We start from the raw sequence: 23,451 nt of genomic DNA on the forward strand, positions 1-23,451 counted from the left end.
TGCGCAGGCCCGTCCACGCTCATTACAATCCGTCGGAGCTTGCCCGCAGCCGGTCGCGTCGCGTCGTCTGCACGAGAGCGATCCTCACATTCCAGGACCCAGGAGACGAGAATGTCCGCTGTACCGAACGAAGTGATGAAATATGTCGCCGCCGAACGTGACGACGACCCGCAAGAAACCGTCGAGTGGCTCGAGTCGCTCGATGGCGTGATCTCCTCCGTGGGCACTGGCCGCGCGCACTACCTGATCGAAAAGCAGATCGAATTCGCCCGCATGCACGGCGAACACCTGCCGTTCTCCGCCAATACCCCGTATATCAACACGATTCCGGTCGAAGCCCAGGCGAAGATTCCGGGCGACCAGGACATCGAGCACCGCATCCGTTCGTACACGCGCTGGAACGCGCTCGCGATGGTGCTGCGTGCAGGCAAGGACACGAACGTCGGCGGCCACATCGCATCGTTCGCATCGGCCGCGACGCTCTACGACGTCGGCTACAACCACTTCTGGCACGCGGCGTCCGACCAGCACGGCGGCGATCTCGTGTTCGTGCAGGGCCACTCGTCGCCGGGCGTGTACTCGCGCGCGTTCCTGCTCGGCCGCCTGTCGGAAGAGCAGCTCGACAACTTCCGCCAGGAAGTCGACGGCAAGGGCATCTCGTCGTACCCGCACCCGTGGCTGATGCCGGATTTCTGGCAGTTCCCGACCGTGTCGATGGGCCTCGGCCCGATCATGGCGATCTACCAGGCGCGCTTCATGAAGTACCTCGAGTCGCGCGGCATCGCGAAGACGGAAGGCCGCAAGGTGTGGGCGTTCCTCGGCGACGGCGAGACGGACGAGCCGGAATCGCTCGGCGCGATCGGCATGGCGAGCCGCGAGAAGCTCGACAACCTCGTGTTCGTGATCAACTGCAACCTGCAGCGTCTCGACGGCCCGGTGCGCGGCAACGGCAAGATCATCCAGGAACTGGAATCGGAATTCCGCGGCGCCGGCTGGAACGTGATCAAGGTCATCTGGGGCAGCCGCTGGGATGCGCTGTTCGCGCGCGACAAGTCGGGCGCGCTGATGCGCCGCATGATGGAGTGCGTCGACGGCGAATACCAGACGTACAAGTCGGAGTCGGGCGCGTACGTTCGCGAGCACTTCTTCAACACGCCTGAGTTGAAGGCGCTCGTCGCCGACTGGTCGGACGACGACATCTGGGCGCTGAACCGCGGCGGCCACGATCCGCACAAGATCTACGCGGCGTTCCACGAAGCCACGAACACGAAGGGCGCGCCGACCGTCATCCTCGCGAAGACCATCAAGGGCTACGGGATGGGCGAGTCGGGCCAGGCGATGAACATCACGCACCAGCAGAAGAAGCTGCCGGTCGAGCAACTGAAGAAGTTCCGCGACCAGTTCCGCCTGCCGATCACCGACGAGCAGATCGCCGACGTGCCGTACCTGAAGTTCGAGGAAGGCTCGAAGGAACTCGAATACATGCGCCAGAAGCGCATGGACCTCGGCGGCTACCTGCCGCACCGCCGCGAGAAGGCGACGTCGCTGCCGGTGCCGGCGCTCGACGCGTTCGAGCCGCTCTTGAAGGGCACGGGCGAAGGCCGCGAGATCTCGACGACGATGGCGTTCGTGCGGATCCTGAACATCCTGCTGAAGGACAAGGCGCTCGGCAAGCGCGTCGTGCCGATCGTTCCGGACGAATCGCGTACGTTCGGCATGGAAGGCCTGTTCCGCCAGATCGGTATCTGGAACCAGGAAGGCCAGAAGTACGTGCCGGAAGATTCCGACCAGCTGATGTTCTACAAGGAATCGCAGACCGGCCAGATCCTGCAGGAAGGCATCAACGAAGCGGGCGGCATGTGCGACTGGATCGCGGCGGCGACGTCGTATTCGACGCACGGCGAGATCATGGTGCCGTTCTACATCTTCTACTCGATGTTCGGCTTCCAGCGGATCGGCGACCTCGCCTGGGCCGCGGGCGACATGCGCTCGCGCGGCTTCCTGCTCGGCGGCACCGCGGGCCGCACGACGCTGAACGGCGAAGGCCTGCAGCACGAAGACGGCCACTCGCTGCTGTGGGCGGCATCGGTGCCGAACTGCGTGAGCTACGACCCGACGTTCGGCTACGAACTCGCGGTCATCATCCAGGACGGCCTGCGCCGCATGGTGCAGGACCAGGAAGACGTGTACTACTACATCACGGTGATGAACGAGAACTACGAGCACCCGGCGATTCCGCAGGGCGAGCACGTGGCGGCCGACATCATCAAGGGCATGTACGCGTTCAGGAAGGCCGACGCCGACAAGAAGGCGCCGCGCGTCCAACTGCTTGGCGCGGGCACGATCTTCAACGAAGTGATCGCCGCCGCCGACCTGCTGAAGAACGACTGGGGTGTCGCCGCCGACCTGTGGAGCGTGCCGAGCTTCACCGAGCTCGCGCGCGAAGGCCACGACGTCGAGCGCTGGAACCTGCTCCATCCGACCGAGGAGCGTCGCCTGTCGCACGTGCAGAAGTGCCTGAAGGACACGCAGGGCCCGGTCATCGCGTCGACCGACTACGTCCGTGCGCTGGTCGACCAGATCCGCGGCCAGATCGACCGCCGCTTCGTCGTGCTGGGCACCGACGGCTTCGGTCGTTCGGACACCCGCGAGAAGCTGCGTCACTTCTTCGAGGTCGACCGTCACTGGGTCACCGTCGCCGCGCTCAACGCGCTGGCCGACGAAGGCACGATCGAGCGCAAGGTGGTCGCGGATGCGATCGCCAAGTACAACCTCGATCCGTCCAAGCCCAACCCGATGACCGTTTAAACGCACACGCCGTGTAATGCCGCGCGCCGCTCCCGTGAGGAGCGCGCGCGGCCATGGAGACAGAAACAGATGAGTCAAGCGATCGAAGTGAAGGTGCCGGATATCGGCGATTACAAGGACGTGCCGGTCATCGAGATCGGCGTGAAGGTCGGCGATACGGTCGAGCCCGAGCAGTCGCTCGTCACGCTCGAGTCCGACAAGGCGACGATGGACGTGCCGAGCCCGGTCGGCGGCGTCGTGAAGGAAATCAAGGTCAAGGTCGGCGATTCCGTGTCGGAAGGTTCGCTGATCGTGCTGCTCGAAGGCGGCGCAGGCGCCCAGGCGAACGGCGCGGCCGCGCCGGCCGCGGCTCCGGCTCCGGCTCCGGCAGCAGCGCCGGCACCGGCCGCCGCGGCGCCCGCCGCCGCCCCGGCAGCCTCCGGCGGTACGCTCGAGGTGAAGGTGCCCGACATCGGCGACTACAAGGACGTTCCGGTGATCGAGATCGGCGTGAAGGTCGGCGACACGGTCGAGAAGGAACAGTCGCTCGTCACGCTCGAATCGGACAAGGCGACGATGGACGTGCCGAGCCCGGCCGCCGGCGTCGTGAAGGACATCAAGGTGAAGGTGGGCGATTCGGTGTCGGAAGGCACGCTGATCGTGCTGCTCGAAGCCGCGGGCGCACCGGCTGCCGCCGCACCGCAGGCCAGTGCACCGGCTCCGGCCGCTGCCGCGCCGGCGCCCGCGCCTGCTGCCGCACCGGCGCCCGCGCAGGCCGCGCCCGCACCGGCTGCTGCCGCGCCGGCCGCTGCGCCGTCGGGTGAATACCGCGCGAGCCACGCGTCGCCGTCCGTGCGCAAGTTCGCACGCGAACTCGGCGTCGAAGTCGCGCGCGTGCAGGGTAGCGGTCCGAAGGGCCGCATCACGAAGGAAGACATCACGGGTTTCGTGAAGGGCGTGATGACCGGCCAGCGCGCGGCACCGGCCGCGGCAGCCGCGCCGGCAGGCGGCGGCGAGCTGAACCTGCTGCCGTGGCCGAAGGTCGACTTCTCGAAGTTCGGCCCGTTCGAGGCGAAGCCGCTGTCGCGCATCAAGAAGATCTCGGGCGCGAACCTGCATCGCAACTGGGTGATGATCCCGCACGTCACGAACAACGACGAAGCGGACATCACCGAGCTCGAAGCGCTGCGCGTCCAGTTGAACAAGGAACACGAGAAGGCGGGCGTGAAGTTCACGATGCTCGCGTTCGTGATCAAGGCAGTCGTCGCCGCGCTGAAGAAGTTCCCGACCTTCAACGCGAGCCTCGACGGCGACAACCTGGTGTTCAAGCAGTACTACCACATCGGGTTTGCAGCCGACACGCCGAACGGTCTCGTCGTGCCGGTGATCCGCGATGCGGACAAGAAGGGGCTCGTCGATATCGCGAAGGAAATGGCCGAGCTGTCGAAGGCCGCGCGCGACGGCAAGCTGAAGCCGGACCAGATGCAGGGCGGCTGCTTCTCGATCTCGTCGCTCGGCGGCATCGGCGGGACGAACTTCACGCCGATCATCAATGCGCCGGAAGTCGCCATCCTCGGGTTGTCGCGCGGCCAGATGAAGCCGGTGTGGGACGGCAAGCAGTTCGTGCCGCGGCTCACGCTGCCGCTGTCGCTGTCGTATGACCATCGCGTGATCGATGGCGCCGAGGCCGCGCGGTTCAATGCGTATCTCGGGGCGTTGCTCGCCGATTTCCGTCGCATCATTCTTTGATGAGCGGGGAGGGGGCTCGCGGGGCGTGGTTTTTTTGTTGGTTCTCCATGCCCTTGTCGCTGAACCTGTTGCGCTAACGGTCTGCTAGCGTCGCCCCTGCGCGGGGCGGCGGTCACTTTTCTTTGTCTTCCAAAGAAAAGTAACCAAAAGAAAGGCGCGTCCTTGGGCGGACGGCAAAGGTGGTCCTGCCCAACGTCCCGTGCTCTTGTCAGGCCGCATGGCGTCAGGTTCCGCTTTTTCGCCAGCCCCTCCCTCTCTCTCCGCAGTCAATCAAGAAGGGGACAGTCATGAGTCTCATCGAAGTCAAGGTTCCGGATATCGGCGATTTCAGCGGCGTCGATGTCATCGAAGTCAACGTCAAACCCGGCGACGTGATCGAAAAAGAACAAACCCTCATCACGCTCGAATCCGATAAAGCCTCCATGGAAGTGCCCAGCGACGTCGCCGGCACCGTCAAGGAAGTCAAGGTCAAAGCCGGCGAGAAAGTCTCGCAAGGCACCATCATCGCCATCGTCGAAGCATCGGCAGGCGCAGCCGCTCCCGCGAAAGCACCCGAAGCGCCGAAGCCCGCAGCCGCCGCACCGGCGCCGGCCGCAGCCACGCCGGCACCCGCGCCGCAAGCCGGCAGCTACGCAGGTGCCGCCGACATCGAGTGCGACATGCTCGTGCTCGGCGCCGGCCCCGGCGGCTACTCGGCCGCGTTCCGCGCCGCCGATCTCGGCATGAAGACCGTGCTCGTCGAACGCTATTCGACGCTCGGCGGCGTGTGCCTGAACGTCGGCTGCATCCCGTCGAAGGCGCTGCTGCACACGGCACTCGTCATCGACGAAGCCGCGGCGCTCGCGTCGCACGGCATCACGTTCGGCAAGCCGCAAGTCGATCTCGACAAACTGCGCGACTTCAAGGGCGGCGTCGTCAAGAAACTGACGACGGGCCTCGCCGGCATGGCGAAGGCGCGCAAGGTCGAAGTGGTCACCGGCGTCGGCGCGTTCGTCGATCCGTTCCACATGGAAGTGCAGGGCGAAAACGGCAAGAAGGTCGTCAAGTTCAAGCAGGCGATCATTGCCGCCGGCTCGCAAGCGGTGAAACTGCCGTTCATGCCGGAAGACCCGCGCATCGTCGATTCGACGGGCGCGCTCGAACTGCGCCAGTTGCCCAAGCGCATGCTCGTGATCGGCGGCGGCATCATCGGCCTCGAAATGGCCACGGTGTACGCGACGCTCGGCGCGGAGATCGACGTCGTCGAAATGATGGACGGCCTGATGATGGGCGCCGACCGCGATCTCGTGAAGGTCTGGGAAAAGTACAACGCGAAGCGCTTCGGCAACGTGATGCTGAAGACCAAGACGGTCGGCGCGGAAGCGAAGGAAGACGGCATCTACGTGAAGTTCGAGGGCGAGAAGGCGCCCGCGGAAGCGCAGCGCTACGACCTCGTGCTCGTCGCGGTGGGCCGCAGCCCGAACGGCAAGAAGATCGGCGCCGACAAGGCCGGCGTCGCGGTCACGGATCGCGGCTTCATCGACGTCGACAAGCAGATGCGCACGAACGTGCCGCACATCTTCGCGATCGGCGATATCGTCGGCCAGCCGATGCTCGCGCACAAGGCCGTGCACGAAGGCCACGTCGCCGCGGAAGCCGCGCACGGCGAGAAGGCGTATTTCGACGCACTGCAGATCCCGTCGGTGGCGTACACCGATCCGGAAGTGGCGTGGGCCGGCAAGACGGAAGACCAGTGCAAGGCCGAAGGCATCAAGTACGGCAAGGCCGTGTTCCCGTGGGCCGCGTCGGGCCGCGCGATCGCGAACGGCCGCGACGAAGGCTTCACGAAGCTGATCTTCGACGAGGAAACCCATCGCGTGATCGGCGGCGGCATCGTCGGCCTGAACGCGGGCGACCTGATCAGCGAAGTGTGCCTCGCGGTCGAGATGGGCGCGGACGCGGAAGACATCGGCAAGACGATCCATCCGCACCCGACGCTCGGCGAATCGGTCGGCATGGCCGCCGAACTGTACGAAGGCGTCTGTACGGACCTGCCGCCGCAACGCAAGAAGTAACGCGAGCGGTACGGCCGGCCACGCGCCGGCCGTGAAAAAACGCCGTCGCCCGGGTCATCCGGCCGACGGCGTTTTCATTTGCCCGGCGCGCGACAGGCTCGAATGTGGCGGGCAGTTGCCGCCCGCGCACGTTCCGGCGCCGGAAACGAAAAAGCCGCGCTGCGCGCGGCTCTTTCAGGAGCAGGGGACGCTTACGCGGCAGGCTTGCTCGAACGACGTGCGGCAGCGGCGGTGGCAGCCTTCGTGGCGACGGCGGCAGCGGCGTTGAAGTTCGTTTCAGCGATTTCCACTGCTTGCTTCGTGGCCTTCTGAACCGTTTCGTACGTGGTGTTCGCAGCGTTCAGTGCCGACTTCAGTGCGGCGACGGCCGTTTCCGAACCAGCCGGGGCGTTCTTCGCGACGTTGTCGACGAGCGCCTGGACCTTCTTGTTCTGCTCGTCGAATTGCGCTTCGGCAACCTTCGCGAATTCGGCTTGCGTCGACGATGCGATTTCGTACAGGTGACGGCCGTACGACAGCACCTTTTCCGCGACCGGCTGCGACAGGCTCGCCTGCAGCGCGATCAGTTCCTGCGCGTCCTTCACCGACAGCAGGCGCTGTGCATTTTCCTGGCCTTCGGCCAGCGTCGACTTCACGACTTGCAGGTTGAGTTCGATCAGCTTCTCGACGCCTTCGAACGCCTTGGTCGTCAGACCGAACAGGCTTTCGAGGTTGGCTTTCTGGGCGGCGGCGATTTGCTCGGGGGTCAGCAAGGACATGTCAGGCTCCTGAAAAGCGATCGCGTCGATCGCAGGATAAAGGGCACTACGCTGGGGAACTTCGGCGCCGCGTGCTTTGTGCAACGCAGCAATGAGGCCTATTTTAGGGCAGAGAAAGCGGATGTCAAGCATTTTTTGTGCGTTGCACAATCGCGACAAATTATCGATAAAACAACGAGTTATCGCGCCCGTCCGGAATCGGTTTCAGGCGCGTTCCCACATGGTGCGCACGGCGGCGGGGCAAACGCGCCGCACCATGATCATGCACCGGTAAACCTGACAGGCCCATGGAACGTTATCCTTCTGTTCCTGTCGAAAAACGCGCCGTTTCGATGCGCGTGCCGTGGCGACGTGCCGCCGCCACGGTCGAGACCGGCGCCCTTGGCACGCCGAGCCCCGGATACGTAGTTTCCCCGCTTTAAATCGCCTCCAAAGTGACGTTATCTCAATTAACCGTGCGGTAATCGGGAGACGGGCGCTGTCGGGCAGTGCGTCCCATGGATTTTTTCGATGGGAGCGGGAGAGTTGATTGGCCAGAGGTTGGCCGACTCTTACATTCCGGTTTAAAGACGATCGGTAAGTGCCTAATATTGCTCTTTTTTTAAGCTTTAACTACACTTGCGGAAACCTCCCGCCCGCTTTGTCCAGACCCCAATGAAAGCCGAATCGTTTTCACCGCGCAGATTGTTGCAGAGCATGACGCTCGGCACCGCTGTGTCGGTCGCAGTCGCGTTGCTGGCGACCACCGCGTCCGTCACGCCTGCTGACGCCTTCGCCGCCACTGCGAAGACCCAAGCCGCCAAGAAAAAGGCCGTCGCTCCTGCTTCGTCCGCGAAGAAGAAGTCGGCCGGGGCGACCTCCGACAAATCCGCCAAGGTCGCGTCGGCCGATGCGCCGCGCGCGAAGGCGTCGCGAAAGCGCGTGACGCTCGCGGCGAACAGCGTGCACGGCGGCCATCGCGGCGCGGTGCGCAAGGTCGCGTTCCAGCCGCGCCGCCCGACGGTCGGCCAGGCGTTCGGCCTGCACGACACGCCGGACGCGCTCGCGCTGCGCTCGAGCGTCGCGTACGTCGTCGACCAGAATACCGGCGAGCCGCTGTTCGACAAGAATTCGCACGCGGTCGTGCCGATCGCGTCGATCTCGAAGCTGATGACGGCAATGGTCGTGCTCGACTCGAAAGCGCCGATGGCCGACCAGATCGAAGTCACCGACGAAGACCGCGACTACGAGAAGGGCACGGGCTCGCGCCTGTCGGTCGGCTCGGTGCTGTCGCGCGAGGACATGCTGCACATCGCGCTGATGGCGTCGGAAAACCGCGCGGCGGCAGCGCTGTCGCGTTACTACCCGGGCGGCCGTCCGGCGTTCATCGCGGCGATGAACGCGAAGGCGAAGTCGCTCGGCATGACCGACACGCACTTCGAGAATTCCACCGGCCTGTCGAGCTCGAACGTGTCGAGTGCGCGCGACCTCGTGAAGATGGTCAATGCGGCGTACCAGTATCCGATGATCCGTCAGTTCTCGACCGATCGCACCTACGAGGTGTACACGGGCAAGCGCAACCTGGTCTACAACAGCACCAACGCGCTGATCCGCGGCAACGGCTCGTGGGACATCGGCCTGCAGAAGACGGGCTTCATCAACGAAGCGGGTGAATGCCTGGTGATGCAGGCGACGATCCACGGCCGGCCGATGGTGATGGTGCTGCTCGATTCGTTCGGCAAGTACTCGCGCTTCGCCGACGCCTCGCGCCTGCGCAACTGGCTCGATGCCGGCGGCGGCGAGCGCCTGACGGCGGCCAACACGCCGAACGGCGGTACCTGATCGTCCACGGCGGTTCGCCGCCATGCCGATCGCCGCAACGAAGAAGCCCCGCCATCGCGGGGCTTTTTTTGTCCGACGAATCGGGAGCCGGTGCGGTGCCAGGCCGACGGCGACGCTTACGCCTGCCGCTGCAGCCCGTCCACGTCTTTCTCGGGCGCCGGCCGGTAGCCGAGCGATTCCGAGATGGTGAGCGCCGTCCGGCTCAACTGGCCGAGCCACGCGTCCTGCAGCCGGTCGGCCGGCGCCGACAGCGACAGGCCGGCAACGAGCTTCCCGGAATCGTCGTAGATGCCGGCCGCGATGCAGCGCACGCCGAGTTCGAGCTCCTCGTTGTCGCGCGCGCACGACTGCTGGCGGACGATCGTCAGCTCGCGCTCGAGCTTCGCGATATCGGTGATGCTGTTCTGCGTATGGCCGGACAGCCCCGTGCGCGTGGCATAGGCACGCACGCGCGACGTCTCGTCGGCCGCGAGGAACAGCTTGCCGACCGACGTGAGATGCAGCGGCGCGCGGCCGCCGATCGCGCGCACGACCTGCATTCCCGAGCGCTCGGAGTACGCGCGCTCGATATAGACGATCTCGTCGCCCTGGCGCACCGACAGGTTCACGGTCTGCCCGGTGAGGCGGTGCAGCTCGCGCATCGGCATCAGCGCCGCGTCGCGCACCGACAGGCGCGCCTTCACGAGATTGCCGAGCTCGAGCAGCCGCATGCCGAGACGGTAGGTGCCGGGATCGGAGCGGTCGACGAGGCGGCAGGTCACCATGTCGTTGAGGATGCGGTGCGCGGTCGACGGGTGCAGCTCCGTACGCTGCGCGAGTTCCTTCAGGCTGACGGGGTCGCTGTGCGCGGCGAGCGCGTCCAGCAACCGCATCATGCGTTCGATCACCTGGATCGACGTTTTTGAATCGGGGGTGGGTTGGCTCATGTCGGGGGGAGGAATCGATTGACGCGTCAGGCGGTGTTGGACCGATTGTATCTCGTATCGTGAAAAAAGCGAACGCCGTTCGAGGAAGTCCTCGTTTCGTGCGGCGCGGGCTTGCGCGCGGGCCGGCGTTGGTCTTGCCGGTCAAACGTCGGATAATGAGAGCCGTTTTCTCGAAGGAGCACGTATGCGAGTCGGTTTGTTCGTGACCTGCCTGGTCGACCTGATGCGCCCCGAAATCGGTTTTTCGGCGCTCAAGCTGATTCGCGACGCCGGCTACGAGGTGATCGTGCCGCCCGCGCAGACCTGCTGCGGCCAGCCGGCCTACAACTCGGGCGACCGCGCGCTGGCGCGCGACCTCGCGGAAAAGACCCTGCGCGAGTTCGAGCAGTTCGATTACGTCGTCGTGCCGTCGGGTTCGTGCGGCGGGATGATCCGCGCGCACTACGGCGACCTGTTTCGCGACGATCCCGAACTGATGGGGCGCTACACGCGGTTCCAGCAGAAAGTCCACGAACTGACCGATTTCCTCGCGAACGTCGCGAAGGTGTCGCTCGCGCCGGGCGAGTTCGCCGGGCCGGTCACCTATCACGATTCGTGCTCGGGCCTGCGCGAGCTCGGCGTGAAGGCGCAGCCGCGCGCGCTGCTCGCGCAGCGCGGCGTCGCGGTGACCGAGATGAAGGATTGCGAGCACTGTTGCGGCTTCGGCGGCACGTTCGCGGTCAAGTACGGGGACATCTCGGCGGCCATCGCGGACGAGAAATGCGCGAACGTGCGCGCGTCGGGCGCGGGCACGGTCGTGCTCGGCGATCTCGGCTGCATGTTGAACATCGAAGGGCGGTTGCGCCGCACCGGCGACCGCGACACGCGCGTGCTGCACGTCGCGCAGGTGCTGGCGGGCGACGTCTGACGCCCGGTTCCGCTCACTTTCCCCGATACCGCGATGCAAGTCCAATCGATACATTTCAAGGCGCGCGCCGGCCAGAAGCTGGCCGACCAGCGCCTGCAGCAGAACCTGAAGAAACTGTCGACGAAGTTCGTGTCCGCCCGCGCCGACGCGATGACCCTGATCGACTTCCCGGCCACGCGCGCCGCGCTCAAGGCGCGCCGCAACCGCGCGCTGGAGAATCTCGACGTGTGGCTCGAGGCATTCGAGCGCGAGGCGACGCGGCGCGGCACGACGGTGCTGTTCGCCGAAACGACCGCCGACGCCGCGCGGCTCGTGGCCGACATCGCGCGCCGGCACGACGTGAAGAAGGTCATCAAGACCAAGTCGATGGTGTCCGAGGAAATGCGGCTGAACGCGGTGCTCGCCGAGATGGGCGTGCAGTCGATCGAGACGGACCTCGGCGAATACATCCTGCAGATCAACGACAACGAGCCGCCGAGCCACATCATTGCGCCCGTCGTGCACAAGGACAAGGACGAGATCGCCGACCTGTTCGCGCGCACGCACCGGCGCGAGCGGCTCACCGAGATTCCGGACATGACGCGCGAGGCGCGCGAGGTGCTGCGCCCGCATTTCATGTCGGCCGACATGGGCGTGACGGGCGGCAACTTCGTGATCGCCGAGACGGGTTCGGTGGCGATCGTGACGAACGAAGGGAACGAGGGCATGTGCACGGTCATGCCCCGCGTGCATGTCGCGGTGACGGGCATCGAGAAGGTGCTGCCGACGCTCGATGATCTCGCGACCGCGATGCGGCTGCTGCCGCGTTCCGCGACCGGGCAGAAGACGTCGAACTATTTCTCGCTGCTGACCGGGCCGCGCGGGCCCGGCGACGAGGACGGCCCCGAGCACAACTATGTGGTGCTCGTCGACGGCGGCCGCACGGGCCTGATCGGCGGCGAATTCCAGGAGATGCTCCGCTGCATCCGCTGCGGCGCGTGCATGAACCATTGCCCGGTGTACCAGAAGGTCGGCGGTCATGCGTACGGCTGGGTCTATCCGGGGCCGATGGGATCGGTGCTGACGCCGAGCTACGTCGGGCTCGATCGCGCGCTCGACCTGCCGCAGGCGGCGACGCTGTGCGGCGAATGCGACAGCGTATGTCCGGTCGGGATTCCGTTGTCGCACCTGTTGCGCACGCTGCGCGAGAAGCAGGTCGAGCGCCATCTGCGGCCGTGGCGCGAGCGGGCGGCGCTCGCCGCGTGGGGTTTCCTCGCGCGGCGGCCGATGCTGTATGCGCTGACGACCAAGCTCGCGGTGCGCGTCCTCGAGCGGCTGGGCGGCAACGGCGGCATGCTGCGGCGCCTGCCGATGATGGGCGGCTGGATGGACACGCGCGACATGCCCACACCGACCGGGCGCACGTTCCGCGAACTGTACGCGGCGTCGCAAAGCCACCTCGGCTGACACTGTTCAGTGAGCAGCAACAGTGCGTTCGCTATTCGCATATTTATCTCGATAGATGCGATCTATAGAATCTTGGCTGTAGTCCCCGGAATCGGGTTTCGGGGTACGAGGTCAAGGAGGTACGCATCATGAAAAAGACAATATCGATGTACTGGCCGCTGGCAATCGTGGTTCCGCTGGCGGCGGCTGCCTATCTGCATGCGATGGCCGATGCGCCGTCGCGCGGCCCGCTCGCGGCTCATCAGGCGTCCGCCGAACTGGCGCGCGCGGTGTCGTTCGGGCTGATCGACGACGCGGCGAAGCCGCTGCCGGCCGCATCCGGCGACGTCGTGATCGCTGCGCCCAAGGCGCTGTAAGGCACGTCGCCGTCGCTTCGCGCGGCGGCGCGATTTCGGGCGCCTTTGTATAATGACGTGTTCTTCTTCCCACGCGGTTCGCCGCGGTTTTCCGATAGTGCGATGACCCGCGTAGCGATCTGTTTCGTCTGTCTCGGCAATATCTGCCGTTCGCCCACGGCGGAAGGCGTGATGCGCCACCAGGTGGGCGCGGCCGGGCTGGCCGACCGGATCGCGATCGATTCGGCCGGCACCGGCGATTGGCACGTCGGCGAGCCGCCCGACTCGCGCGCGCAGGCGGCGGCCCGCACCCGCGGCTATGACCTGTCGGCGCTGCGGGCGCGGCAGGTGAGCGCGGCGGATTTCGAGCGTTTCGACCTGCTGCTGGCGATGGACGAAGCCAACCTCGCGGAATTGCGCCGGCGCTGTCCGCCGGCGCATCGCGACAAGGTGCGCCTGCTGATGGAATTCGCGCCGGGCGCGGCCGAGAGCGAGGTGGCCGATCCTTATTTCGGCGGCGAGCAGGGCTTCGAACAGGTGCTCGATCAGGTCGAGCGCGCGTGCGCGGGCCTGCTGGACACGCTGCGCAGTCGCGCCGCGCGCTGATCGACACGGGAAATTCAGCGGTCTGCGAATACCCTGTCGAAGACATGGATACTTGACTAAAATCGTCAAATATTTATACTTGACCAAAATCGTCAAGATTGCAGTCCCCTAGACACCATGAGACTCACCACCAAAGGCCGTTTCGCCGTCACGGCGATGATTGACTTGGCACTGCGCCAGGAGCAGGGCCCGGTGACGCTTGCAGGCATCAGCCAGCGCCAGCGGATTTCGCTCTCGTATCTCGAACAGCTGTTCGGCAAGCTGCGCAGGCATGAAATCGTCGAATCCGTGCGCGGCCCGGGCGGCGGCTACAACCTCGCGCGTCGCGCGCAGGACGTCACCGTTGCCGACATCATCATCGCGGTCGATGAACCGCTCGACGCCACGCAGTGCGGCGGCAAAGGCACGTGCGACGGCTCGAAGCAGCCCGACGGCCATTGCATGACGCACGAGCTGTGGTCGACGCTGAACCAGAAAATGGTCGAATACCTCGATTCGGTGTCGCTTCAGGATCTCGTCGATCAGCAGCGCGCACGCGAGGGCGCCCCTGCGGTGCTGCGCGACCGTCGCGCGCCGGAGCCCGTCGCCGCACCGGCCGAGCCCGTGCGCACGATGCCGCTCGGCCCCAATTCGGTGTTCAACATCGCGAGTTCGTGAGCGCGAAGGCGCCCGTCACACCCCATAACGCACATAGTCCCTGCACAGAATACCCGGAGCGACAGATGACCCAAGAGACTCTCCACCTGCCCATCTATATGGATTACAGCGCGACGACGCCCGTCGATCCGCGCGTGGTCGACAAGATGGTGCCGTACCTGCGCGAGCAGTTCGGCAACCCGGCGTCGCGCAGCCATGCTTATGGCTGGGACGCGGAGCGTGCGGTCGAGGAAGCGCGCGAACAGGTGGCCGCACTCGTGAACGCCGATCCGCGCGAGATCATCTGGACGTCCGGCGCCACCGAGTCGGACAACCTCGCGATCAAGGGCGCCGCGAACTTCTACAAGGGCAAGGGCAAGCACATCGTCACGGTGAAGACCGAGCACAAGGCCGTGCTCGACACGTGCCGCGAGCTCGAGCGCGACGGTTTCGAAGTCACCTACCTCGACGTGAAGGAAGACGGCCTGATCGATCTCGACGTGCTCAAGGCCGCGTTGCGCCCCGACACGATCCTCGTGTCGGTGATGCACGTGAACAACGAGATCGGCGTGATCCAGGACATTGAGACGATCGGCGAAATCTGCCGCGAGAAGGGCATCGTGTTCCACGTCGATGCCGCGCAGTCGACCGGCAAGGTCGAAATCGACCTCGCGAAGCTGAAGGTCGACCTGATGTCGTTCTCGGCCCACAAGACGTACGGCCCGAAGGGCATCGGCGCGCTGTACGTGCGCCGCAAGCCGCGCGTGCGCATCGAAGCGCAGATGCACGGCGGCGGCCACGAGCGCGGCATGCGTTCGGGCACGCTGCCGACGCACCAGATCGTCGGCATGGGCGAGGCGTTCCGCATCGCGCGCGAGGAAATGGCGACCGAGAACGAGCGCATCCGCATGCTGCGCGACAAGCTGCTGCGCGGCCTGTCGCAGATCGAGGAAACCTACGTGAACGGCGACATGGACCACCGTGTCCCGCACAACCTGAACATCAGCTTCAACTTCGTCGAAGGCGAGTCGCTGATCATGGCGATCAAGGACGTCGCGGTGTCGTCCGGCTCCGCGTGCACGTCGGCGTCGCTGGAGCCGTCGTACGTGCTGCGCGCGCTCGGCCGCAACGACGAGCTCGCGCACAGCTCGATCCGCTTCACGGTCGGCCGCTTCACGACGGAGCAGGAAGTCGACTTCGTGATCGATCTGCTGAACAGCAAGATCGCGAAGCTGCGCGAACTGTCGCCGCTCTGGGAAATGCACCAGGAAGGCATCGATCTGTCGACGATCGAATGGGCCGCGCACTGATACCGCATTGAATGCAACCGCGGGCGGATTGACGCACGCAGACGTAACGAGTCAAGGAGTCTGAGTCATGTCTTACAGCAACAAGGTTCTGGATCACTACGAAAACCCGCGCAACGTCGGTTCGTTCGCGAAGGACGACGACACGGTCGGCACGGGCATGGTCGGCGCGCCGGCGTGCGGCGACGTGATGAAGCTGCAGATCCGCGTCGGCGCGGACGGCGTGATCGAAGACGCGAAGTTCAAGACCTACGGCTGCGGTTCGGCGATCGCATCGAGCTCGCTCGTCACCGAATGGGTGAAGGGCAAGACGCTCGACGAGGCACTGTCGATCAAGAACACGCAGATCGCCGAGGAACTCGCGCTGCCGCCGGTGAAGATTCACTGCTCGATCCTCGCGGAAGACGCGATCAAGGCAGCCGTGGCCGACTACAAGAAGCGCCACGACACCAAGGAAAGCGATCAGGCAGCAGCCTGAGCGGCATCGAGCGTTGTGAAGGAACGCGGTGCGTCGTCCAGGCGCCCCGCGGCAAGGACATCATGGCAATTACACTGACCGAAAAAGCAGCACAACACGTCCAGAAATACCTCGTCCGTCGCGGCAAGGGTGTGGGCCTGCGGCTTGGCGTTCGCACGACCGGGTGCTCGGGGCTCGCGTACAAGCTCGAGTATGTCGACGAGCTGGCTCCCGAGGATCAGGTGTTCGAGAGCCATGGCGTGAAGGTCGTCGTCGATCCGAAGAGCCTCGCCTATATCGACGGCACCGAGCTCGACTTCGCCCGCGAAGGCCTGAACGAAGGGTTCAAGTTCAACAACCCGAACGTGAAGGACGAGTGCGGGTGCGGGGAATCGTTCCGCGTGTGACGCGGCTCCCTCCGCGCGATGCGGGCAAGAGGCGGCACGGGCCGCCTTTTTAATGTGCGGCGTTTGCCGCGCGACGAACCGGAATTGAACGCGACGATGGTTTCGCTGAAAGACAGCCATTTCGACCTGTTTCACCTGCCGGCGCAATTCGCGCTCGACGAGACGGCGCTCGACGCCGCCTACCGGACGGTGCAGACGCAGGTGCACCCGGACCGCTTCGCGGCGGCCGGCGACGCGCAAAAGCGCATCGCGATGCAATGGGCCACGCGCGCGAACGAAGCGTACCGCACGCTGCGTGATCCGCTGAAGCGCGCGTCCTATCTGCTGTCGCTGCGCGGCGTCGACATCGGCGCGGAAAACAACACGGCGATGGAGCCGGCGTTCCTGATGCAGCAGATGGAGTGGCGCGAGGGCATCGAGGATGCCGCGGCCGCCCGCAACGTCGACGCGCTCGACGCGTTGCTCGCCGAGTTGCGCGACGAGAAGCGCGTGCGCGTCGAGCGCCTCGGCACGCTGCTCGACAGCGGTGCCGACCAGGCCGCCGCGGAAGCCGTGCGTCAGCTGATGTTCATCGAACGGGTCGCGTCGGAAGTGGGCGCGCAGATCGAGCGCCTCGAAACTTAACCGCGTGCCTTGCGGCACGCGCAGCAAACGGGCCGAGCGCCCGAACGAACCAAGATGGCTTTACTGCAAATTTCCGAACCGGGCATGGCGCCGGCGCCGCACCAGCGGCGACTCGCCGTCGGGATCGATCTCGGCACGACGAACTCGCTCGTCGCCGCCGTGCGCAACAGCGTGCCCGAAGTCCTGCCGGACGAAGCCGGCCGCTTGCTGCTGCCGTCGGTGGTCCGTTACCTCGAGAAGGGTGGCCGCCGCATCGGCCACGAAGCGAAGGAGCAGGCCGCGACCGATCCGCGCAATACGATCGTGTCGGTCAAGCGCTTCATGGGCCGCGGCAAGGCCGAGGTCGAAGGCGCGGCGAACGCGCCGTACGAATTCGTCGACGCGCCTGGCATGGTGCAGATCCGCACGATCGACGGCGTGAAGAGCCCGGTCGAAGTGTCGGCCGAGATTCTCGCGACGCTGCGCTATCGCGCGGAAGACACGCTCGGCGACGAACTGGTCGGCGCTGTGATCACGGTGCCCGCCTACTTCGACGACGCACAGCGCCAGGCGACCAAGGACGCCGCGCGCCTCGCCGGCCTCAACGTGCTGCGCCTGCTGAACGAACCGACCGCCGCGGCGATCGCCTACGGTCTCGACAACGCGGCCGAAGGCCTGTACGCGGTGTACGACCTCGGCGGCGGCACGTTCGACCTGTCGATCCTGAAGCTGACGAAGGGCGTGTTCGAAGTGCTGGCCGCGGGCGGCGATTCCGCGCTCGGCGGCGACGATTTCGACCACGCGCTGTTCGATCACGTGCTCGCGCAGGCCGGTATCGACGCGAAGACGCTCGCGCCCGAGGACGTGCGCTTGCTGCTCGATCGCGTGCGCGTGCTGAAGGAAGCGCTGTCGTCCGCGCCCGAGGCGGCGCTCGACGTGACGCTGTCGAGCGGCGCGCACCTCGTGCAGACGATTTCGCACGACACGTTCGCGTCGCTCGTCGAGCCGCTCGTGCAGCGTACGCTCACGCCGACCCGCAAGGCGCTGCGCGATGCGCAGGTCACGCCGGCCGACATCAAGGGCGTGGTGCTCGTCGGCGGCGCGACGCGCATGCCGGTGATCCGCGACGCGGTCGCGAAGTATTTCGGCCAGCCGCCGCTCGTGAACCTCGATCCGGATCAGGTCGTCGCGCTCGGCGCGGCGATCCAGGCCGATCTGCTCGCGGGCAATCGCGGCACCGGCGACGACTGGCTGCTGCTCGACGTGATTCCGCTGTCGCTCGGTGTCGAGACGATGGGCGGCCTCGTCGAGAAGATCATTCCGCGCAACTCGACGATTCCGATCGCGCGTGCGCAGGAATTCACGACCTTCAAGGACGGCCAGACCGCGATGGCGATCCACGTCGTGCAGGGCGAGCGCGAGCTCGTCGCCGACTGCCGGTCGCTCGCGCGCTTCGAGCTGCGCGGCATTCCGCCGATGACGGCGGGCGCCGCACGCATTCGCGTGACCTATCAGGTCGACGCGGACGGCCTGTTGTCGGTGTTTGCGCGCGAGCAGTTGTCGGGCGTCGAGGCATCGGTCGTCGTGAAGCCGTCGTACGGCCTCGCCGACGACGACATCGCGAAGATGCTGGAAGACAGTTTCAAGACCGCCGAAATCGACATGCGCGCCCGTGCGCTGCGCGAAGCGCAGGTCGAGGCCGAGCGGATGCTCGAGGCGACGCAGGCCGCGCTGGCGGCCGACGGTGAACTGCTCGATGCCGGCGAACGCGCGCAGGTCGACGCGCTGGCTGCCGCCCTGCGCGCGGTCGCGCAGGGCGACGATACGAATGCGATCGAAGCGGCGACCAAGGCGCTGGCCGACGGTACCGACGAATTCGCGGCGCGCCGGATGGACAAGAGCATCAAGCGCGCGCTGTCGGGCCGCCGGCTCGACGAGATCTGAACCCACGAACCGCGCATCGGCCGGCAACGGCCCGCGCGCTAATGAACCACGCGGCGCCTGGCGCCGCACCCTGACTGACGGAACGGACATGCCTCAACTGGTGGTGCTGCCTCACGTCGAACTGTGCCCGGATGGCGCGGTGATCGACGCGACGCCCGGCAAGAGTATCTGCGACAACCTGCTCGACAACGGGATCGAGATCGAGCATGCATGCGAGAAGTCGTGCGCATGCACGACGTGCCACGTGGTGATCCGCGAAGGCTTCAACGATCTCGCGCCGTCCGAGGAGGACGAGGACGATCTGCTGGACAAGGCGTGGGGCCTCGAGCCGACGTCGCGCCTGTCGTGCCAGGCGATCGTGAAGGAAGATTCGGACCTGGTGGTCGAGATTCCGAAGTACTCGATCAACCACGCGAAGGAAAATCACTGACCGAAACCGGAGGCAGGCGATGAAATGGACCGATTCGCGTGAAATAGCCATTGCGCTGGCGGACAAGCACCCGGACATCGACCCGCAGCGGATCAACTTCGTCGACCTGCGCCAATGGGTGCTCGAGCTCGACGGCTTCGACGACGATCCGGCGCACTCGGGCGAGAAGATCCTCGAGGCGATCCAGGCGCACTGGATCGACGAATCCGACTTCGACGACGAGGACTGACCGACGCGGCCGGCCACGGCGTACGCTGCAATGGTGTACGCCGCGCCCATGAAAAAACGGCTCGTGAGCGCCTGCTCGCGAGCCGTTTTCGTTTTGGGCGAAGTGCCCGCGCACGACGCGGGGGCAGCGACGCCGGCGATGACGCGATCGGGAGCTTACGCGCCGACCAGCGTGCCGTTCTCGATCCGCACGCGCTGGCCCTGGCCGAACGGCGGCGGGTTGCGATACGTGAACGTGCGCATCGCGCCGCTTTCCATCTGCACTTGCACCTGATAGTCGGTTTCCGCGCGGACCTGTTTCTCGACCTGGTTGCCGGCGAGACCGCCGCCCAGCGCGCCGATGATCGTCATCGCGGTGCGACCGTTGCCGTGGCCGAACTGGTTGCCGAGCAGGCCGCCGGCCGCCGCGCCGCCCACGGCGCCGATGCCCGAGCTCTGACCCGGCGTGCGCGTTTGCGTGATCGAGACGACCGTGCCGCAACTCTGGCAGTAGGTTTGCGCAGGCGCCGACGGCTGCTGCGCATATTGCGGCGGCTGCGGGGCGGTCGTGTGACGGCGGTGCGGCGCAGCCGGGCGCGGCGCGGGCTTCGGCTCGGCCTGCGCGACGGCGGCCTTCTGCTGCGCGGCGGCCTGTTCCGCGGCCTGTCGTTGCGCTTGCGCGGCCAGCGCGGCGCTGGCGGCCGCGGCCGTATCGACCGCCGGCTGCGACGCGATCAGCGCGGCCTGGGTCTGGCCGTTCTGTTCGCTGCTGCTGGTGGCTTTCGGGAAGACGCCCGTGATCGCTGCCGTCGCCGCGAGGCTGGCGACGATGACGGCGCCGGCCGCGGTGGCGATCAGCGGGTGGAGGCGTTGCTTTTGCGGCGTGGTCTGATTCTGGTTGTCCATTTTTTTCTCCAATGTCGATCCGGATCGGCGCGTGGCGCCGGAGCTGGATCCCACGCTCGGGAGCGATCAGACTCGGCGTTCCTGCGCCTCGTTCTGGTCCCGTGGTCATGCGTGGTGACGCAACAGGAGTGTCGTCCACGGCCCAGGTGCGAGCCGTATCAAGGTGTAACGAATTGCAGCGGGGCGTCGGCGGCGGTTTCCGGGAAAACCCGCAGAAGGGCGTCGCGACGAGGGAATAAAACGGGGGAGGATCGACGGCCGGCGGACGCCGGCTGGCGGGATTTACGCGTCGTTACAAAGGCGACGCGTGCGCGCCACGGGGCGCGGCGCACACGCGGTTGCGGCTGTCAGTCCTCGCGGCGCAGATGCGGGAACAGCAGCACGTCGCGGATCGTCGGGCTGTCGGTCAGCAGCATCACGAGACGGTCGATGCCGATCCCGCAGCCGCCGGTCGGCGGCATCCCGTATTCGAGCGCGCGGATGTAGTCGGCGTCGAAGAACATCGCTTCCTCGTCGCCTGCATCCTTCTGCTCGACCTGCTTCTTGAAGCGCGCGGCCTGGTCTTCCGGATCGTTCAGCTCCGAGAAGCCGTTCGCGATCTCGCGGCCGGTCATGAACAGCTCGAAACGCTCGGTGATGCCCGGCACAGTATCCGATGCGCGTGCGAGCGGCGACACCTCGACCGGGTAGTCGATGATGAACGTCGGTTCCCACAGCTGCGCTTCGGCCGTTTCCTCGAACAGCGCGAGCTGCAGCGCGCCGATGCCCGCGTTCAGGAACGCCGGCTGCGACACATCGACGCCGAAGCGCTTCAGCTCGGTGCGCAGGAACGCGTCGTCCGACAACTGGCCGTCGGTGTAGTCCGGTGCGTACTTCTGGATCGCCTGCGTGATCGTCAGGCGATGGAACGGCTTCGCGAGGTCGAGTTCGCGGCCCTGATACTGGATCGTCGCGGTGCCGAGCGCGTCGATCGCCGCCTGGCGGATCAGTTGCTCGGTGAAGTCCATCAGCCAGCGGTAGTCGGTGTACGCGGCGTAGAACTCCATCATCGTGAATTCCGGGTTGTGCCGCGGCGACACGCCTTCATTCCGGAAATTGCGGTTGATCTCGAACACGCGTTCGAAGCCGCCGACGATCAGGCGCTTCAGGTACAGCTCCGGCGCGATGCGCAGGAACATCTGCATGTCGAGCGCATTGTGATGCGTGACGAACGGCTTCGCGGCCGCGCCGCCCGGGATCGGGTGCAGCATCGGCGTCTCGACTTCCATGAAGTCGGCGTTGTCCATGAACTTGCGGATCGACGCGATCGTCTTCGTGCGGGCGCGGAACGTGTCGCGCGTTTCCGGCGTGACGATCAGGTCGACGTAGCGCTGGCGGTAGCGCATTTCCTGGTCGGACAGGCCGTGGAACTTGTCCGGCAGCGGACGCAGCGCCTTCGACAGCAGGCGCAGCTCCTTGCACTGGACCGACAGCTCGCCCTTGTTGGTGCGGAACAGCACGCCGCGCGCGGCGACGATGTCGCCGAGGTCCCACTTCTTGAACGCGTCGTAGGTGTCGGCGCCGACGTCGTTCGGCGTCACGAAGAACTGGATCTGGCCCGAGCCGTCCTGCACCGTCGCGAAGCTCGCCTTGCCCATCACGCGCTTGAGCATCATGCGGCCGGCCACCGACACCTCGACCGGGTTCGCTTCGAGCGCGGCCTTGTCCGAATCGGCGAATTTCGCCTGCAGGTCGGCTGCGTGGTGCTCGGGCCGGAAGTCGTTCGGATAGGCGACGCCTTGCTCGCGCAACGCGCGCAGCTTCTCGCGGCGCTCGGCGATGATCTGGTTTTCGTCCGCCGTGACGGCGGGCTGCGTTTGGGTCGGTTCGGTCATGATGGTCGGAATTCGGAGTGGGGGGCGGCAACGCAAACGGAAAGGGCGGCGCGGGGCAGGCCGCGCCGCGGCGCTTACACGCCCTGTTTGAGGCTCGCGCTGATGAAGTCGTCGAGGTCGCCGTCGAGCACCGCACGCGTGTTGCTCATTTCGACGTTCGTACGCAGATCCTTCACGCGGCTCTGGTCGAGCACGTACGAGCGGATCTGGTGGCCCCAGCCCACATCGGTCTTGCTCGATTCGAGCTTGTCCTGTTCGGCCTGGCGCTTGCGCATTTCGACTTCGTACAGGCGCGACTTCAGCATCGCCATCGCTTCCGCTCGGTTGCGGTGCTGCGAGCGGTCGTTCTGGCACTGCACGACGATGCCGGTCGGCATGTGCGTGATCCGCACCGCGGAGTCGGTCTTGTTGATGTGCTGGCCGCCCGCGCCCGATGCACGGTACGTGTCGATGCGCAGGTCGGCCGGGTTGATCTCGACTTCGATCGAGTCGTCGATTTCCGGATAGACGAACACCGACGAGAACGACGTATGGCGGCCGCCCGACGAGTCGAACGGCGACTTGCGCACGAGGCGGTGGATGCCCGTTTCGGTGCGCAGGAAGCCGTACGCGTATTCGCCCGTGACCTTGACCGTCGCGTTCTTGATGCCGGCGACGTCGCCGTCGGACTCTTCGAGCACTTCGGCCTTGAAGCCCTTGCGTTCGCAGTAGCGCAGGTACTGGCGCAGCAGCATCGACGCCCAGTCGCACGCCTCGGTCCCGCCGGCGCCGGCCTGGATGTCGATGAAGCAGTTGTTCGGATCGGCCGGGTTCGAGAACATCCGGCGGAACTCGATGTCGCCGACGCGCGCCTCGAGCTTCGCGGCGTCTTCTTCCGACGCGAGAAGCGTGTCCTCGTCGCCTTCCTCGCGTGCCAGCTCGAACAGGTCGAGCGCGTCGCGCAGGTCGCTATCGAGCGCGGTGAGCGTCATGACGACGCCTTCGAGCAGTTTCTTCTCGCGGCCGAGCGCCTGGGCGTTCTTCGAATCGTTCCAGACGTTCGGGTCTTCGAGTGCCTTGTTGACTTCGGTCAGACGCGCAGCTTTGGCGTCGTAGTCAAAGATACCCCCGAAGCTCGCCCGCGCGATTGCGCAGGTCGAGCAGGGAGCTTTCGATCGCGTTGAGACGTTCCGCTTCCATGATCGTTCGCTGTTCCGGCTTCGTAAAAAAGCGGAATTATAGCCGATCGGCAAACTTGCCCGGTGACGCAAACGGTGCTCGCGCATGCATGGAGGGCCCGTCCAACGCGGCG

21 protein-coding genes are annotated in these 23,451 nt (G+C 65.9%); 16 read left to right on the forward strand and 5 right to left on the reverse strand.

Annotated features, from left to right (window positions below):
* Positions 1-111 precede the first annotated feature (111 nt).
* The 3 genes from aceE (at position 112) to lpdA (ending at position 6,590) form a co-directional block, all read left to right on the forward strand.
* Positions 112-2,808 (forward strand): pyruvate dehydrogenase (acetyl-transferring), homodimeric type, encoded by a 2,697-nt coding sequence (gene aceE / locus LGN10_RS21825; RefSeq protein WP_059583310.1) that lies wholly within the window; start codon positions 112-114, stop codon positions 2,806-2,808.
* Positions 2,809-2,877: 69 nt separating this feature from the next.
* Positions 2,878-4,536: a dihydrolipoyllysine-residue acetyltransferase gene (gene aceF / locus LGN10_RS21830; protein WP_226225012.1), complete on the forward strand. Its 1,659-nt coding sequence runs from the start codon at positions 2,878-2,880 to the stop codon at positions 4,534-4,536.
* 287 nt (positions 4,537-4,823) lie between these two features.
* Positions 4,824-6,590 (forward strand): dihydrolipoyl dehydrogenase, encoded by a 1,767-nt coding sequence (gene lpdA, locus LGN10_RS21835; protein WP_226225013.1) that lies wholly within the window; start codon positions 4,824-4,826, stop codon positions 6,588-6,590.
* A 191-nt stretch (positions 6,591-6,781) separates the two neighbouring features.
* On the opposite strand, the gene LGN10_RS21840 is transcribed toward lpdA, so the two are convergent.
* Positions 6,782-7,348, reverse strand: a complete 567-nt coding sequence (locus LGN10_RS21840; protein WP_034188948.1) for a phasin family protein — start codon at positions 7,346-7,348, stop codon at positions 6,782-6,784.
* Between the two features lie 654 nt (positions 7,349-8,002).
* Between LGN10_RS21840 and pbpG the strand changes: the two genes are divergently transcribed.
* Positions 8,003-9,169, forward strand: a complete 1,167-nt coding sequence (gene pbpG / locus LGN10_RS21845) for a D-alanyl-D-alanine endopeptidase (RefSeq protein ID WP_059583315.1) — start codon at positions 8,003-8,005, stop codon at positions 9,167-9,169.
* Positions 9,170-9,285: 116 nt separating this feature from the next.
* On the opposite strand, the gene LGN10_RS21850 is transcribed toward pbpG, so the two are convergent.
* Complete coding sequence (locus LGN10_RS21850) at positions 9,286-10,095, reverse strand: IclR family transcriptional regulator (protein WP_006478384.1); 810 nt, start codon at positions 10,093-10,095, stop codon at positions 9,286-9,288.
* Positions 10,096-10,279: 184 nt separating this feature from the next.
* On the opposite strand from LGN10_RS21850, the gene LGN10_RS21855 reads away from it, so the two are divergent.
* From LGN10_RS21855 to iscX, 12 genes are all read left to right on the forward strand, one after another.
* A complete protein-coding gene (locus tag LGN10_RS21855; protein ID WP_124658711.1) occupies positions 10,280-11,002 on the forward strand; it encodes a (Fe-S)-binding protein in 723 nt (240 codons plus the stop codon).
* A 33-nt stretch (positions 11,003-11,035) separates the two neighbouring features.
* Positions 11,036-12,448, forward strand: coding sequence for a lactate utilization protein B (locus LGN10_RS21860; protein WP_226225014.1), 1,413 nt, complete (start codon positions 11,036-11,038; stop codon positions 12,446-12,448).
* A 128-nt stretch (positions 12,449-12,576) separates the two neighbouring features.
* Positions 12,577-12,804, forward strand: a complete 228-nt coding sequence (locus LGN10_RS21865) for a hypothetical protein (RefSeq protein WP_226225015.1) — start codon at positions 12,577-12,579, stop codon at positions 12,802-12,804.
* A gap of 102 nt (positions 12,805-12,906) precedes the next feature.
* Complete coding sequence (locus LGN10_RS21870; protein WP_226225016.1) at positions 12,907-13,389, forward strand: low molecular weight protein-tyrosine-phosphatase; 483 nt, start codon at positions 12,907-12,909, stop codon at positions 13,387-13,389.
* A 117-nt stretch (positions 13,390-13,506) separates the two neighbouring features.
* On the forward strand, positions 13,507-14,046 hold the full coding sequence (gene iscR, locus LGN10_RS21875) for a Fe-S cluster assembly transcriptional regulator IscR (RefSeq protein ID WP_006401955.1): 540 nt from the start codon (positions 13,507-13,509) through the stop codon (positions 14,044-14,046).
* A 65-nt stretch (positions 14,047-14,111) separates the two neighbouring features.
* Positions 14,112-15,335 carry an IscS subfamily cysteine desulfurase gene (locus tag LGN10_RS21880; RefSeq protein ID WP_059583323.1) on the forward strand — a complete coding sequence of 408 codons (1,224 nt, stop codon included), beginning with the start codon at positions 14,112-14,114 and terminating at the stop codon, positions 15,333-15,335.
* A 67-nt stretch (positions 15,336-15,402) separates the two neighbouring features.
* Positions 15,403-15,810: a Fe-S cluster assembly scaffold IscU gene (gene iscU, locus LGN10_RS21885; protein WP_006478389.1), complete on the forward strand. Its 408-nt coding sequence runs from the start codon at positions 15,403-15,405 to the stop codon at positions 15,808-15,810.
* A gap of 62 nt (positions 15,811-15,872) precedes the next feature.
* Positions 15,873-16,196: an iron-sulfur cluster assembly protein IscA gene (iscA, locus tag LGN10_RS21890; RefSeq protein ID WP_011885413.1), complete on the forward strand. Its 324-nt coding sequence runs from the start codon at positions 15,873-15,875 to the stop codon at positions 16,194-16,196.
* A 96-nt stretch (positions 16,197-16,292) separates the two neighbouring features.
* Entirely contained in the window at positions 16,293-16,820 is a 528-nt protein-coding gene (gene hscB, locus LGN10_RS21895) for a Fe-S protein assembly co-chaperone HscB (protein ID WP_006491598.1), read from the forward strand.
* A 54-nt stretch (positions 16,821-16,874) separates the two neighbouring features.
* Positions 16,875-18,743, forward strand: a complete 1,869-nt coding sequence (gene hscA, locus LGN10_RS21900; protein WP_226225017.1) for a Fe-S protein assembly chaperone HscA — start codon at positions 16,875-16,877, stop codon at positions 18,741-18,743.
* A gap of 88 nt (positions 18,744-18,831) precedes the next feature.
* On the forward strand, positions 18,832-19,173 hold the full coding sequence (gene fdx, locus LGN10_RS21905) for an ISC system 2Fe-2S type ferredoxin (RefSeq protein ID WP_059583325.1): 342 nt from the start codon (positions 18,832-18,834) through the stop codon (positions 19,171-19,173).
* A 19-nt stretch (positions 19,174-19,192) separates the two neighbouring features.
* Positions 19,193-19,402, forward strand: a complete 210-nt coding sequence (gene iscX, locus LGN10_RS21910) for a Fe-S cluster assembly protein IscX (protein WP_059583326.1) — start codon at positions 19,193-19,195, stop codon at positions 19,400-19,402.
* A gap of 155 nt (positions 19,403-19,557) precedes the next feature.
* Here the strand turns inward: iscX and LGN10_RS21915 are convergent, their stop codons facing one another.
* From LGN10_RS21915 to prfB, 3 genes are all read right to left on the reverse strand, one after another.
* A complete protein-coding gene (locus LGN10_RS21915; protein ID WP_124658713.1) occupies positions 19,558-20,286 on the reverse strand; it encodes a glycine zipper 2TM domain-containing protein in 729 nt (242 codons plus the stop codon).
* A 347-nt stretch (positions 20,287-20,633) separates the two neighbouring features.
* Entirely contained in the window at positions 20,634-22,160 is a 1,527-nt protein-coding gene (gene lysS, locus LGN10_RS21920) for a lysine--tRNA ligase (RefSeq protein ID WP_006478395.1), read from the reverse strand.
* Between the two features lie 74 nt (positions 22,161-22,234).
* Positions 22,235-23,339, reverse strand: a protein-coding gene (gene prfB, locus LGN10_RS21925; RefSeq protein ID WP_099316561.1) for a peptide chain release factor 2 whose coding sequence is annotated in 2 segments (ribosomal slippage) — positions 22,235-23,257 and positions 23,259-23,339 — 1,104 coding nt in all. Because the reading frame shifts where the segments join, the coding sequence is not laid out codon by codon here.
* Between the last annotated feature and the right edge of the window lie 112 nt (positions 23,340-23,451).

Source organism: Burkholderia sp. AU32262 (assembly GCF_020419985.1).
Lineage (GTDB): Bacteria > Pseudomonadota > Gammaproteobacteria > Burkholderiales > Burkholderiaceae > Burkholderia > Burkholderia semiarida.